Here is a 12,639-nt window from a genome sequence, read left to right on the forward strand (position 1 = left end):
GATAAATTCCCTTTTAACCTTTCTAAATATGTTTTTTCCATTTTATTATAGTAAAAGGGGAGTGACTAAATGATAAATCACTCCCTTTAGATAAATAATTTAACTCATAACACAGGATCTAAGCTGTCACCGACATCATACATCAAGTCCGAAGCATCGGTAAATGTAGCGTTAAATGAACCAATCCCAAAATTCAATGAGGCATTCAAAGTGTCGTTGTTGTATTCGTATGTGACTGAAGGAGCACCAAGGGGAGCAAATCCCCATTGAAAGTTCCATGAAAAATTACCATTCCAATCACCAAAGGGACTATCAGTCATTTCACCTGCGGGATTTCCCGGTCATATTACCAGCGGGATTCCCGGTCATTTCGCCAGCAGGACTGCTGCTAGAAGGCCAATTATCTTCCGGAATCCAATTAGGATTACTATCTGCTGGACCATTATTAATACCAACAATGGCGTCCATGGTTCCGGTTGAATACCCGGTTTGAGAAATATTGGTTGCATTACTTAAAGTGCCCTGTGATGTGTAGGTGATATTAGTCACAACTGTTTCTCCTAGAGAAACAGTATATGCCGGTGTAGTAGTAGAATCAGTAGTAGAATTTTCAGTTGTTAGCGAAGCATTTTGTATGGATGTTGTTGAATTTAAAGACATAGTCGTACCAAGTGAATTTTGCGATGAACCAAATTCTCCATAGGATAGCAGTTTGTTAATCATGTAATATATACCTCCTTGTTTTGGCCAATAGACTCCTTTCTATTGGGCTCGCTTAGAATCCCTACAAAAGAGATTCCTATAATATGTTTCTCTGTAAAACATTATATATTAAAAACAAAATTTAGCAATATAATAATTTTATATTTTCAGTATGTTGATAATTTATTTAAATTGCATTTTTTTTATGACCAAATAAAAAAGCCAGTCATATTTCTGACCAGCATTAAAGTAACAAACTATTATTTTTTCTCCACAAACCAACGTCCCTCGTCGCAAAACAGGAAAAATTCCCGCCGGCCTATCCGGCAAGTGTAACGTATGCCGCAGCCCCCGCCTTTTAAGGATGCCACCTGCCGGACGTACAGAACCCGGTCAATCTCAACTACCCGCCCGTCTTCCCATTATAGAGGAAACCATTGATAAATTGGGGAGCAACCTCAAACTGATAAAATAAAACTAATCAATAATACAACACATTAAACTTAGTAACCCAGTTCTTTTCCCACAATTATTACTTTGATTCTGCCATTAATAAACTGTCTTTTTATAGTTACAAATGAATTGCAAATTCTTTCTTCACTTTTACAGTCAATACAATATCCCAAGGATACGCAAGGTGTTTTTTTGTTGAGTCTTTTTGCATCCAATGGTGCTGTATAATTTCTTACCCTTTTTTCAGCTTCTTCTATATTTTTAACAATCTTATTAATGCCTGCTACAATAATTACTTGTCTTGGACCGTAAATCATTGGGGCTACTCTACTTCCATTACCATCAATATTGAAAAGTTCTCCTTCCTCGGTTAGTGCATTGGTACTGGATAGAAATGTATCTGCGCTAAAAATATTTCTATATAATTGATCTTTTTCTTCACGGGTTATTCCATCTTTGTATTTATCTAAAAAACGATATTTTCCATTTCGTAGTAAATCAATAACTCCTGTCTCAAAAAGGGTCATAGAATCGCCTACTCCGACGACTGAATCTTCTTTGATTAGTTCTTTTACTTTCTTCAATAATTCATTTTCATCTTTCACATAAAAACCAAGGATATTATGTTTTTCTAAACAACTTATGGTTCTTTCTACCCGTTTTTCCCTGTACCATAAAATTGGCATATCCATACTACTTTAACCAACCCTTTCTAACGAAGTTAAATGCTACTTTCAAGTGAAAATAACTTTTGATCCCGAGTTTTTTAGATGGATAGTTTTTTGCAAGTACAAATCCCATGATGCACTTCAACGTCCCCACTGACGACAACCGGCTTATCTCTGATTTCTGGTCGATACAGGCACTCTACACTGGCATAAAAATTGTTCAAATCTACATGTAGGATCGTATGCTTCATAGTTCCTTTTTTGAAATAGAACATATGTTTGCATTTCAATTATAGGGCTGAGCGGATAGGAGATCAAGGAGCGTGGCATAGGTATATATTGGGAAAATAAAAAGACCGGCCATTTGACCGAGCAAATCACGACAACCGAAGGCACATAGAAAGCATCATAACTATAGTTATTCCGCCAATAGCAATGATACCATAAATAATATCTAAGAGCATTTTCATTCCCTCCTAAAAAATCAGAAAACATTATAGTATATGTGAGATTATTAAATAATATTCCTCAAAAAGCCATACAAAATACGACACTTTAAAAAGTAAAACCTCGTACTCAAGGATGAAATCTAAAAAAAGCCCCCACCTTGCGGTAGGGACTAAATTATACGTCTACTTCGTAAGTTCCATAACTTCAAAGCTGATGATCTGTTCAAACATCAGATACTCTTTCCGGTCTTTAAATTCACCAACATTGTAAGTCTTATCGAAGGCATAGTATGCATTGCCGGTACCTACGGTACGATTACACCAATCGATAAACTGACTAATTTGGTCACTCGTCAATTCATACTCGCGTTCACTGGAATCGGTCATAGTGATACGCAATAGGCAATGTCCGACTGGCTCAACTAAATATCCTTCTTCGTCAATATCAATAGCATCAAAGCCAAACACCGTATCAGTTAAATTGGTAATTTCTATTTCATGGATTGACAATTCTAAATCAGTTTTTTCAAATGATAATCGTTGGTACATGCCTGCTACAGCAGTTGAGAACTCACTTACAATACCATCAATCGTGATTTGAACTTTATTGGAATGATCCGTATTTGCATCGGTTATAATGCGAAGCTTTGTTCCAAAAAACTTAAAAGCAACCTTTCCTTCTGATGACGTAAAAAGCATACTCCCATCATAATAATTTCCGGATGGAAGGTCACTATTTTTAACTGTTTGCCAATCACCAGAAAAGTTAAAACCAGAATCGGTCGTGTCATATCTTTTCCATCCTGTTTCAGGTGCAGTCAACTGCTGTCCTACTGTCGCCATTTTATATTCCTCCAATTAATTATTTTTGAATCCGACATATCCAAGGAATTTCTTAATTGATGTGTGTTTCCTGTATACCGGCTTTCACTTATATACATTCATTCCGGCTTCTTATTTAAACGGGTATCTAAAATTTTTTACTCTCTGCCAAAATAAAAAAAGCCCCCGGCCGTAGCCAAGGACGATCTTAATTCTTATTGAGTAATCGGTACTACTTTAAAGCTGATTATTTTTTCAAAAGCCAGATATTCTTTGCTGCCATCAATAATATCATCAAAGCTATAACAAGTGTTGCCAGTGCCGATTGTGCGATTATACCATTGAACAAAATTATTAATTTCAGTCGTAGTTAATTTATATTCCCGTTCGCTGGAATCACTCATCGTAACCCGTAACAATGCTTTGCTGGCCGCCTGCGGCGTTGCAGATGCTTCATTCGAATTGGCACTTTCGTCCCCGTAGTTATCAACTGCGGTAACAATATAGTAATAGGTAGTACCATGAGTAACCGTACTATCGACATAGCTTGAATTGGTTACATTGCTCGCTATAGTAGTATATGGGCCGCCAGAAGTTACCGCACGTCTTACGTTATAGCCTACAGCACCAGTAACAGCCGTCCAAGCAAGCATTATTTGAGCATCACCGGCGGTTGCAGTTAAATTTACCGGTGAAGATATTGGCGCATACGGTGCAGTTGGTGGCGTAAAATTTGAAGTCCAGCGAGCAATACCTTTAGAAATACGGAATTCGTCAATATAACCAGGGAAAACACCTTGTGTGTTATATTTACCTATTGCTGGTACTCCAGTATTCGTAGCTAAAGACAGACTTGATGTCCAATTCGATTGCAGAATTCCATTCTGAAAAGTATAAAAAGAATTCCCCGATCTACATACTGCGTAATGTGTCCATTGGTTTAAAATAACATTACCCATAGATTTGCCGTTTGCACCTGTAATATCCCAAGATGTATTTGTGCTAGAAAAGAAACATGACATTTCAGAATGACCAGAACCGCAAACACCAACTAAAAATGTTTGATATACAGCAGAATTATCTCTGGACAAAACAGGCTGATTTGTTCCACTTGCAGTGGTTCTATACTCCCACCAATCAATAGTAAAGTCCCCACTACCAAAGTCAAAATCATTGCTATTTGGTGTTGTTAAATATTGATTTGTTCCATTTAAATATAACGATGAACCACCAAATTTTGATTCAGCGGTACTTGTAGCAGCACCATTTTGCGCTACCCATACCTTCCCGCTCTCATCAGTAATTCCACCGTCAAAATGCAATAACGATACTGTGTACTTGTCATCAATTGCCATAATTACATTACCTCCAATTTTTTATTAAGCCGCAATAGTCAAGGAACGCTTATAGTGAATGTGCGTTTTCTGTATATCGGCTTTCACTTATATACATTCATTCCAGCTTCTTAGTTTAAACGGGTGCATTCCGTTTTTTACAAAAAAAAGCCGGCCATTTCTGACCGGCTAAACCTAGGGGAACTATTTTGAGATTGGAAACTGTATCCCGCCCGTAATCGTCTTCTTATCACCATAGGCCCACCAGCTGATAGACCCAGTCAATGGCCCACTTAATTCAAGAGCCGACCCATTCCTTGACCATCCAACACCGGCATTCATGATCGGTTTCGGCGTTGTCACGTTAATATGCATTTCGGACTGATCTGTAATAACCAATTTCCCGTTTTCAAACTTCGTATTTTCCTGGACATTATCCGGAACTTCGTAATCCTTACCGTTTACCTTCACATAAATTTTTCCCTGCCTATTGTCGAACTGCACATCTGCCTTTTCCTGAACCTGTTTAGCAGTTCCATTCGGCTGCTGGACGGTCATGATTTCCTTTGGCACATAAACAATTTCATGCGTAACGGTATTTTGACCTTGAATATATACGGTTTTCAGATCATCCTCTTTAGCTGGAGCGCCGGTAGTGGTGACGTTGATCGCGGGAGCCGTACTTTTTTGTGCCTGCTCCAAGATGTGCTGCTTCCACTGCTGGTATTCCCGATAGCCAAAAACAAGCAGGGCCAGCACTAATGCCAGCCCCACAAGATACTTCCAATGCGCGCTTATGAAAGCAGTGAATTTTCTTTCATTATATTACTCCAAACACTTTTAACATAATAGCCGCTCCGGCAACATACTTCACAACTGGCAAGATATAAGTATTCACAACAGTAACAGCTTCTTGAATTTTGGCTTTTACTTTCGCCTGCGCTTCCGCTTTTTTCGCGGCAATAGCGGCCTTTACTACACTATAAAACTCGTTCCATTCTTCTTCCGAGAGTGAAATGAGTTGGTCCGCCGTAAGCTTGGACAAATCCACTCCATCAACCGTTTTGTTTTCATCAGACATTCTGCATTCCCCCATTTTTATTTAAATATTAAAACCACCGCCAAATCAGCGGTGGCCCTAAACCTTACCCGTAATATTCGTCTCCGTCAAAATCTTGGCCATTAATGCTAAAGGCGTCCGTGTACTGCCACATCCTGGCCTGCGAAAAATCGTTACTACTTCCCCACTGAGCATTCCAATACAGCACATAATCAGCCAATTGGGCGGTATCAATGGTTCCGGTCAGCCAAGAGTAGGAAGCGTAAATCCCAACATACTGATATCCGGCATCATTCAGCGCGCAGATAAAGGCGGAACACATATCCGTAATGGTTTGATTATCCGGCATCCCATTCCGTTCCTTATAGCCGTCTGCATCCTCCATGTCATACCAAATACCTAATTCCGGATTCACTCCATAATCCTGCAAAATCCCCTGCACATATTGTGCTTCGGCCTTGGCCTCATCGACAGTCAGAGCGTAACTGTAAAAATACACGCCAATTTTCAATCCGGCCGCCAGGGCCCCATTCACGTTGTCAGCAAAGTTTCCGTCAAGATGACGAAGGCCATAACCCAGCCGGATTATAGCAAACTCGCAGCCGGCATCTATCACTGCTTGCCAATCTACAGTCCCGTTATTTTCGCTTACATCAATACCCTTCATAATTTTACCCCCTTTTCTTCTCTAAGCTGGATAAGCTTCTCCCGGATAAACTGTGGGATATAATCACCATACCCCGCTCTATCAATGTTTTCGCAAATGCTCATTCCTTCCATACCGCCATAACCGAAGATGGCCATACTTCGAAACACATGCCCCAGACTCATAGACATGTCCAGCATATTAGCAAACGCCACCACCGCCAAAATTGTTATTTTGCGGCCAAGCCCTTTAAAGCCGCGCTGACTGCTTAGCGTTCCCGTCTTCCAGGCAGCCACCATTCCGGTAATATAATCTACGCAGATGAGCACCAATAATGCTTTGATTGGTGCATCCATCCCCCCGACAAGAAATGAAAAAACTGCGCCTATAGCTGAAAATAACCCCATAATACGGAGCTCCGTTTGTGTATATTCAATCACGTCCACCCCTCCTCTTAATAAATACATTCAAAAAATACTAAAATTTAAACTATCTAAGACATAAAAAAACCGCCTGCTGGCGGCAAGATTCTCTTGGCTTTATATGTTATATAATTTTCTGATATAATCTTCACCTTTAAGAACCGCGCTTAAAGTCGCCGGACTTCACCCCTGGTTCATGATATCTATCATATAAATGCATTAGTGTCCTCCATGTCTGCTCTTTCATCCAGCATGAAGCGCGGAATGAAAATACTTAATCAATACAAGCTTTATTATCCTTTTCTGATTTTCGAACTTAATTGGAAAAAAACTTTTATTACATACGAAATTCTCCTAAACCATCCGTAAATTATTACGAAAATGAATTGCTTCCGCTATGTGTTGTCCGTTTATCTTTTCACTTCCGGCAAGATCGGCAATGGCTCGTGCTACTTTGACAATACGGTCGTATCCTCTGGCACTTAAGTTCATCTTTGTAAAAGCCTGGCGCATCAGGTTTTGCGCATCACGGGTCATAGCGCAGATATTTTTTAACTGCTTGTGACCCATCTGGGAATTACAATAAAGACCACACGAACTCAACCGGCGATATTGTACTGCCCGCGCTTCTTCCACCCGCCGGCGGATAACCACGGATGACTCGGCAGTTTGATTACTGACCATTTCACTGTATTCCAGACGGGGAACATGAACGTGAATATCAATCCGGTCCAATAACGGCCCGGATATTTTTTTTGCATAGCGGCGGATTTCCTGCTGACTGCAAGTGCACTCTTTGGCCGGGTCAGTTAAAAAACCGCACGGACAACCGTGAAGAGAATACCTCGACTGCCATGACTTTCACCGTACATAAAAAAGTAATGCCAGAAAATAAAAACTGCGGCAATACACCCGGCGAAAGAATCCGCTGGGCCCGCTTTGAAATTGGTCTTGATATCGTCGATGTAGCCCGTGAAGCCGGTCTTTGTACAGGCACTATCAGCCGAATTGAGAATGGCCGGGCTCAAACTGTTGAGATAGAGACCCTTAGAAAACTGGCATCAGTCCTAAACCAACCTGTTTGGCTCTTGGGCTGCTTTGACCTTCTTCCGGAAAAAACTCTTGCAGAGCGTATCCGGAAAGCTCGGCTCTATCACGGACTGACAAAGTCAGAATTCGCCGCCAAAATCGGCACCAATGAAAAAACGGTTAGACTTTGGGAGCGTGGTAAATGTAGCCCTACTGAAAAATCAATGAAGATATTAATTCCCTACCTTGAAAATCTAAAATTATATTAATTATATATATTTAATGTAGGAAACGAGCCGGCTGCCCCCGCTGCTGGAAATGTTGTCGATTTATTGGCCGCGTTGGAGAGCAGCATCAAAGCAATCGAAGAAAAGAACGGAAAGAAACCGAAATCAAAAAAGAAACCGGCATAAAGCTTGGCTTTTTAGAGCCAGGCTTTTTCTTTTATAAAGCTTCTTTGATTACACCATATATGTCAACATATTTAATAAATTCCCTATAATTTCATGATTTCTAAATTGTCTTTCATCATCCCATATCATTAAAAAAAATAGCCCGAATACACAAAGAATCAAAACTACTATAATTATTATAACTATTTCTAAAAATTTTTTTACTTTCATCTTTGAAACAAGACCTTTCCATACAATTTAGTAGGCATTATATGGACAAAGAAACCTAAGTTGTTCGCCACTTTTACGATAATACGCAGTTAAATCTTTATCATTATTTGAATCACTGTGCGCACAATATGCTAAATTTCCATTTTCCTCTTTTTTTGTTATTATCGCCGAATGATGCCATCCATGTTCAGGATTATAAAATTGAACCACATCTCCAAGATTAGCGTCAAGACTAGTATATGATATTTGACAATATCCTCTACTCATCATGTAATTTGCAAATTCTTCTGCACCCACCCATGAATTTGTTCTTACAAAATGTTCTCCTGTAATATGGTCGCAAAACCAATCTACCGATACCGGAATTCCGGCATATGTCCAGCATTGTGACACAAAGTTGGTACAATCATTATCAGGATCATAAGGATAATTTACATTGGGGTGACTCCAATAAGTATGAGCGTAATATACAGCATCCTTCCTGCTAAACGCAAATGTTTGAGAACTATAATAATAGCCATGACGTTCTCTAAACTCGTCACGTTTTAGTTCATTTTTAGTATCATCCCATAAACTCAATCTATTCCCTCCAACAAATTCTTTATTATTATTCAGCCTCTACATCAGTAAATTTATCAGCTTTCTGTCGTAAAATCAGTGAGAACTCCCCCATACCTGCACTATCAAAATACCTTTCATTATAATCAATTATAAATGCATTCGGAAAATGTATGGTTCTGAATACCTGACTAGCGGTAACTACCTGAACAGTTACGTCTCTATAAGCATCTGCGTTCTGAGCAGTAACCAATGACCATTTTAGTAATTTTGAAGTTTCTTTATCGGACGCATTTAGCATATTGTTATGAGTAAGTTTCCCACTTACAAACAATGTACCTGCAACACTAGATGACTTGGCCATTGAGTTATTAGGTGTACTTACGCCAATGTGCGCAGAAATAATAACGTCTTCACCTAAGTTAATTTCAGTGTCTTTTCCTTTAACAGCCAATGTAAATCCCATTATGAAGCCTCCTATAGCTTTTTCATTTAATTTGTCTTATCTAGTATCCAAAAACAACTTTCCTATTACTTCATAAATTCCCATATTCCTCCTTTGTTTTAAATAAATGGGATTAAAGTCCCTAAAATAAGTTCAATTTATAGGACCAGAATTCTATATATGGAAAATTTTTCTTTTTAAAGCTTACAACAAATTTTTGACAAAAAAGTGACAAATAAAAAAGCTCCTGCCGTAGGAGCTGTTGTATAAGAGGCTGACAAAAATAAGCCTACTTAATTCCACTTTTTATCTTCATAAAAGTTATTCTCTTTTCGGCAATTTCATTCAGGGCTATGGTAACTGACTTTATTGACTCATTGTCTACTAACGGTTCGCTTCCTTGTTCTATTTCTCTTGCACGTTTAGCACCTAAAATAGCAAGAGTATATTTATTGTCAATTTCATTTAACAATATTTCTAATGCTGGTAGGTTCATATATCTTTGCCTCTTTTCATTATTATCTTCTCTACCAGTTTCGCCTCCCACTTTACTATCAAATTCATCACAGTGATATTATACCATATTTTTCCTGTTCTATGCGACTGAAGACAAATAAACCTGCTAAGAAAAGGCCCGGCAACCGAAGCCATCAGGCAATAGACCCTCTTACCACGAAATGTCATTACAGCTCTTTTAAATTAATTCTCCCAGGTTTATCATATTCCGCCACAACCATCATTTCATCATCCATTAATTCACGAACTGTAATATGTGTAGTTATTTCTCCTGTCGTTTCTTTGTGGTATTCCACCATCAACTCTTTGATCAGTTGTATGTGTCCGTCAAGATATTTATATGTTCGTTTATAGTAAGTAGCGGCCCCATCTCTTACATAGGATATAATTGTTTGATTTGCAATATCAACTTTTGGAGAGGTGATCTGTTCTAGCTCCTTATTCTGGATAAACGTAGAAGCATCCTTATCCCATATCCAATAATAGTAAGGAATATTAGGACCTGCCGGATGCCATAGCTGGAGGCGAATATCCTTATAGCCATCAAAATTTATATCTTCAACAATAAAACTGGTATTAATATCATAAACTTTAGGAAAATCCAATGTTGCTGTTTTATCAAAGATAATCTCCTGTAAAACTTTTTCAGGTTGATCCGCTCTTTTGATGGTTATTTTGCGAATACGATAAAAATGATCGTACCCGCTTTTTTCTTGACCGTAAATACTAAATATAAATTCAGGTAATGAGGGGTGGATTCTTTCCGTGACTCTTTCCAGTAAAACTTCATTTTTTTCTTGCGCATAGTTGCCAGTTAAATTTGGCTGGTTTGAAGAAATACTAAAAGCCCCTATGGCATTGCTTTTCTGGGCTGTACAACTAGTTAATATTATAATAATCAATACTAAACTTAATCTAATTTTACGGAATATCTTTTTATCATCATCAACATCTCCTTCTGGTTAGAAAACGGAACTATTCGAAAATCATTCACTAATTAATTCCATAACCTGCAAACATGTTGAAACCACTACTTTGCTAAAGCAATTGCAAAAATAAGTAGTGGAATTATTATCACGGGAGTAGCTATTATCATCAACAATGCATAATCAAATGTTCTCACCTTAATACCAATAACAGTTCGAATTTCATTATATATAGGGTCTGTTTTTCGGCGTATTAGTACATATATTAAATGACATGTTATCCATAATATTACAAATAAAAGAGCTAATTGTTTCAATTTGACTTCGCTCATTATAAAAATTAATGCAATGCAACCATAAGATAGTTTTTTCCATATTTGGTATGATTTCATAGTAAATTACCGCCTCCTTATCCTATCGCTCACTAAATTGTAATAATCACATTCTCTTTTAATGGTTATAAAGGTTTGCCACAATTAAAACAATAATGATGTCTTCGATAACAGTAGGTATTACCACATTCTGAACATGTTGTATAGATACAACTCACTAACAGATAAAGGAATAAAACCGAACCGGTCAAGATTGTAAAGCAGATAACTGTCGGGTATCTAAAAAAAATCAATATAATTATGAAACACCATGCTATGAAAAACTTCAAACCTCGTGAAACATAACTGTTCTTAGTTTTAATAGAAGTGTTATTTTCTTTGCCACATTTAGGGCAACACTTATAAATAATGCGGCCATTCGAATTCTTAGCAAACTCATAGAGTGTCGTCTGACAATTATAACAGGTCTCGCGAATTGTGCTTTCCATCGGGAAACCCCCATTCACTTATCAGTTGCTAAATCGTAATTCTCCAAAATTCACCAATTCCCTTTACCACGTATTGCACCAGATAAAAAACCCGGCAGCCGAAGCCACCGGAAATGGTTTTAAAATTTGATTTACATCACTTATGTTTCTTGGTAAATTTCCTAGTAAAAAAACGCCGAGAAATCATATCAAATATTTCACCAACAATTAACCATGCTATAAAAAATGTAATATACTGCATACCTTCAAAAGTAATACCATAATTCAAATAAATCTTATCTTCAATTATCGTAGTTAATATAAAAGCTACGAATCCCTGGCAAAGCCCTCTTACCTGAAATAACCATTTTATATGCTTTAACTTTAATAGTCGAATCATCAGCTCTTATTCCTCACAATTAAAACTTAGAGTGGAACTTCATTACCACTACTACCGCTACTACTACCACCGCCATTAGCTCCAGGATCGTAAGTACCTGGGTCTAAATAATGCAATTTAGTTACTATGTCGTAGCCAATAGTCAATGGCCCCCATTTCTTTATCATTCTTAGTTCTCCGCTTTCTATTAAATCTTTAAATGCCTTATAAATAGAATTAGGATACTTAGGATAAAAACTACCCGTTATGCCGCCTAAAAAGCCCCCAGTTGGATTACTGGGTAAACCTCCGGTAGGATTACTGGGAAAGCCACCTGTTGGGTCACTTGGAGTGCCACCCGTTGGATCACCAGGCAGATCTATCGCCGCAGCCAATACCATATTTTGATTACTTGCACCCTGTGCTTGAGTGCTGTTTGTTACCATCGAAGCATTATTAAGAATGCTTTGCATGGTATAGGTTGCACTAGACGCATTTGTTTCTCCTAAAGAAACTACGTATGCTGGGCTAAATGTAGAAGTGGTAGAATTAGTTTCATTTGCCAAGGATGAGTTTGTTGTTGATGTTTTTACCGTTACTGATTGACTAGATAAAGGTGTACCCAATTCCCCCATACTGGAGCTTGTTAAACTGTTAATCATGAAATAACCTCCTTGTTTTTTGCCAATAGACTCCTTTCTATTGGGCTCGCTCGAATCACATCAAAAGCAAATTCTTTTTAACTTCCAAGATATGTTTTCTCTGTTAAACATTATATATCATAAATAAAAATTAGCAATATAAAAAA

General features: G+C 38.0%; 18 protein-coding genes and 1 pseudogene. 1 reads left to right on the forward strand and 18 read right to left on the reverse strand.

Annotated features, from left to right (window positions below; all coding sequences use genetic code 11):
- Positions 1 to 104: 104 nt before the first annotated feature.
- From LUCIF_RS26165 to LUCIF_RS27045, 12 genes and pseudogenes are all read right to left on the reverse strand, one after another.
- A complete protein-coding gene (locus tag LUCIF_RS26165) occupies positions 105 to 320 on the reverse strand; it encodes a hypothetical protein (RefSeq protein ID WP_122629058.1) in 216 nt (71 codons plus the stop codon).
- Between the two features lies 1 nt (position 321).
- Complete coding sequence (locus LUCIF_RS25835) at positions 322 to 723, reverse strand: hypothetical protein (protein ID WP_126720607.1); 402 nt, start codon at positions 721 to 723, stop codon at positions 322 to 324.
- 482 nt (positions 724 to 1,205) lie between these two features.
- On the reverse strand, positions 1,206 to 1,841 hold the full coding sequence (locus tag LUCIF_RS16915; protein WP_207857889.1) for a lactate utilization protein: 636 nt from the start codon (positions 1,839 to 1,841) through the stop codon (positions 1,206 to 1,208).
- 80 nt (positions 1,842 to 1,921) lie between these two features.
- A complete protein-coding gene (locus LUCIF_RS27345) occupies positions 1,922 to 2,098 on the reverse strand; it encodes a Y-family DNA polymerase (protein WP_370745640.1) in 177 nt (58 codons plus the stop codon).
- Between the two features lie 357 nt (positions 2,099 to 2,455).
- A complete protein-coding gene (locus LUCIF_RS16925) occupies positions 2,456 to 3,115 on the reverse strand; it encodes a hypothetical protein (protein ID WP_122629061.1) in 660 nt (219 codons plus the stop codon).
- Positions 3,116 to 3,309: 194 nt separating this feature from the next.
- A complete protein-coding gene (locus LUCIF_RS16930; protein WP_122629062.1) occupies positions 3,310 to 4,449 on the reverse strand; it encodes a LamG domain-containing protein in 1,140 nt (379 codons plus the stop codon).
- Positions 4,450 to 4,632: 183 nt separating this feature from the next.
- The gene (locus LUCIF_RS16935) at positions 4,633 to 5,202 is read right to left on the reverse strand and encodes a hypothetical protein (protein ID WP_122629063.1); all 570 of its coding nucleotides are present in this window, start codon (positions 5,200 to 5,202) and stop codon (positions 4,633 to 4,635) included.
- A gap of 46 nt (positions 5,203 to 5,248) precedes the next feature.
- Positions 5,249 to 5,509 carry a hypothetical protein gene (locus LUCIF_RS16940; protein ID WP_122629064.1) on the reverse strand — a complete coding sequence of 87 codons (261 nt, stop codon included), beginning with the start codon at positions 5,507 to 5,509 and terminating at the stop codon, positions 5,249 to 5,251.
- A gap of 64 nt (positions 5,510 to 5,573) precedes the next feature.
- A complete protein-coding gene (locus LUCIF_RS16945; RefSeq protein ID WP_122629065.1) occupies positions 5,574 to 6,155 on the reverse strand; it encodes a GH25 family lysozyme in 582 nt (193 codons plus the stop codon).
- A complete protein-coding gene (locus LUCIF_RS16950) occupies positions 6,152 to 6,574 on the reverse strand; it encodes a phage holin family protein (RefSeq protein WP_207857890.1) in 423 nt (140 codons plus the stop codon). Before LUCIF_RS16950 ends, LUCIF_RS16945 begins: the two co-directional genes overlap by 4 nt.
- A gap of 336 nt (positions 6,575 to 6,910) precedes the next feature.
- On the reverse strand, positions 6,911 to 7,240 hold the full coding sequence (locus tag LUCIF_RS16955) for a magnesium chelatase subunit ChlI family protein (protein WP_279386968.1): 330 nt from the start codon (positions 7,238 to 7,240) through the stop codon (positions 6,911 to 6,913).
- A gap of 12 nt (positions 7,241 to 7,252) precedes the next feature.
- A pseudogene (locus LUCIF_RS27045) lies at positions 7,253 to 7,378 on the reverse strand (ATP-binding protein); the annotation flags it as partial.
- Positions 7,379 to 7,410: 32 nt separating this feature from the next.
- Between LUCIF_RS27045 and LUCIF_RS26170 the strand changes: the two are divergent.
- Positions 7,411 to 7,854 (forward strand): helix-turn-helix domain-containing protein, encoded by a 444-nt coding sequence (locus LUCIF_RS26170; RefSeq protein ID WP_207857892.1) that lies wholly within the window; start codon positions 7,411 to 7,413, stop codon positions 7,852 to 7,854.
- Positions 7,855 to 8,235: 381 nt separating this feature from the next.
- Here LUCIF_RS26170 and LUCIF_RS16965 read toward each other — a convergent pair whose 3' ends face one another.
- The 6 genes from LUCIF_RS16965 to LUCIF_RS17000 all read right to left on the reverse strand — a co-directional run bounded on the left by LUCIF_RS16965 (position 8,236) and on the right by LUCIF_RS17000 (position 12,493).
- Positions 8,236 to 8,787 (reverse strand): amidase domain-containing protein, encoded by a 552-nt coding sequence (locus tag LUCIF_RS16965; RefSeq protein ID WP_165866034.1) that lies wholly within the window; start codon positions 8,785 to 8,787, stop codon positions 8,236 to 8,238.
- A 28-nt stretch (positions 8,788 to 8,815) separates the two neighbouring features.
- Positions 8,816 to 9,232, reverse strand: coding sequence for a membrane-associated protease 1 (locus LUCIF_RS16970; RefSeq protein WP_122629068.1), 417 nt, complete (start codon positions 9,230 to 9,232; stop codon positions 8,816 to 8,818).
- Between the two features lie 268 nt (positions 9,233 to 9,500).
- Positions 9,501 to 9,758 carry a DNA-directed RNA polymerase subunit omega gene (gene rpoZ / locus LUCIF_RS16975; RefSeq protein WP_243638743.1) on the reverse strand — a complete coding sequence of 86 codons (258 nt, stop codon included), beginning with the start codon at positions 9,756 to 9,758 and terminating at the stop codon, positions 9,501 to 9,503.
- Between the two features lie 136 nt (positions 9,759 to 9,894).
- On the reverse strand, positions 9,895 to 10,629 hold the full coding sequence (locus LUCIF_RS16985; RefSeq protein ID WP_122629071.1) for an XAC2610-related protein: 735 nt from the start codon (positions 10,627 to 10,629) through the stop codon (positions 9,895 to 9,897).
- A 128-nt stretch (positions 10,630 to 10,757) separates the two neighbouring features.
- On the reverse strand, positions 10,758 to 11,045 hold the full coding sequence (locus tag LUCIF_RS16990) for a hypothetical protein (RefSeq protein ID WP_122629072.1): 288 nt from the start codon (positions 11,043 to 11,045) through the stop codon (positions 10,758 to 10,760).
- 833 nt (positions 11,046 to 11,878) lie between these two features.
- Positions 11,879 to 12,493, reverse strand: a complete 615-nt coding sequence (locus LUCIF_RS17000; RefSeq protein WP_122629074.1) for a hypothetical protein — start codon at positions 12,491 to 12,493, stop codon at positions 11,879 to 11,881.
- Positions 12,494 to 12,639 lie beyond the last annotated feature (146 nt).

Source organism: Allolucifera butyrica (assembly GCF_900476375.1).
Lineage (GTDB): Bacteria > Bacillota > Negativicutes > Sporomusales > UPPP01 > Lucifera > Lucifera butyrica.

Bases quoted from the DNA above. Each gene is read 5' to 3' on its own strand.
- LUCIF_RS26165 (WP_122629058.1), bottom strand. From the start codon at position 320: ATGACTGATAGTCCCTTTGGTGATTGGAATGGTAATTTTTCATGGAAC.
- LUCIF_RS25835 (WP_126720607.1), bottom strand. From the start codon at position 723: ATGATTAACAAACTGCTATCCTATGGAGAATTTGGTTCATCGCAAAAT.
- LUCIF_RS16915 (WP_207857889.1), bottom strand. From the start codon at position 1,841: ATGCCAATTTTATGGTACAGGGAAAAACGGGTAGAAAGAACCATAAGT.
- LUCIF_RS27345 (WP_370745640.1), bottom strand. From the start codon at position 2,098: ATGTTCTATTTCAAAAAAGGAACTATGAAGCATACGATCCTACATGTA.
- LUCIF_RS16925 (WP_122629061.1), bottom strand. From the start codon at position 3,115: ATGGCGACAGTAGGACAGCAGTTGACTGCACCTGAAACAGGATGGAAA.
- LUCIF_RS16930 (WP_122629062.1), bottom strand. From the start codon at position 4,449: ATGGCAATTGATGACAAGTACACAGTATCGTTATTGCATTTTGACGGT.
- LUCIF_RS16940 (WP_122629064.1), bottom strand. From the start codon at position 5,509: ATGTCTGATGAAAACAAAACGGTTGATGGAGTGGATTTGTCCAAGCTT.
- LUCIF_RS16945 (WP_122629065.1), bottom strand. From the start codon at position 6,155: ATGAAGGGTATTGATGTAAGCGAAAATAACGGGACTGTAGATTGGCAA.
- LUCIF_RS16955 (WP_279386968.1), bottom strand. From the start codon at position 7,240: ATGGTCAGTAATCAAACTGCCGAGTCATCCGTGGTTATCCGCCGGCGG.
- LUCIF_RS26170 (WP_207857892.1), top strand. From the start codon at position 7,411: ATGACTTTCACCGTACATAAAAAAGTAATGCCAGAAAATAAAAACTGC.
- LUCIF_RS16970 (WP_122629068.1), bottom strand. From the start codon at position 9,232: ATGGGATTTACATTGGCTGTTAAAGGAAAAGACACTGAAATTAACTTA.
- LUCIF_RS16990 (WP_122629072.1), bottom strand. From the start codon at position 11,045: ATGAAATCATACCAAATATGGAAAAAACTATCTTATGGTTGCATTGCA.
- LUCIF_RS17000 (WP_122629074.1), bottom strand. From the start codon at position 12,493: ATGATTAACAGTTTAACAAGCTCCAGTATGGGGGAATTGGGTACACCT.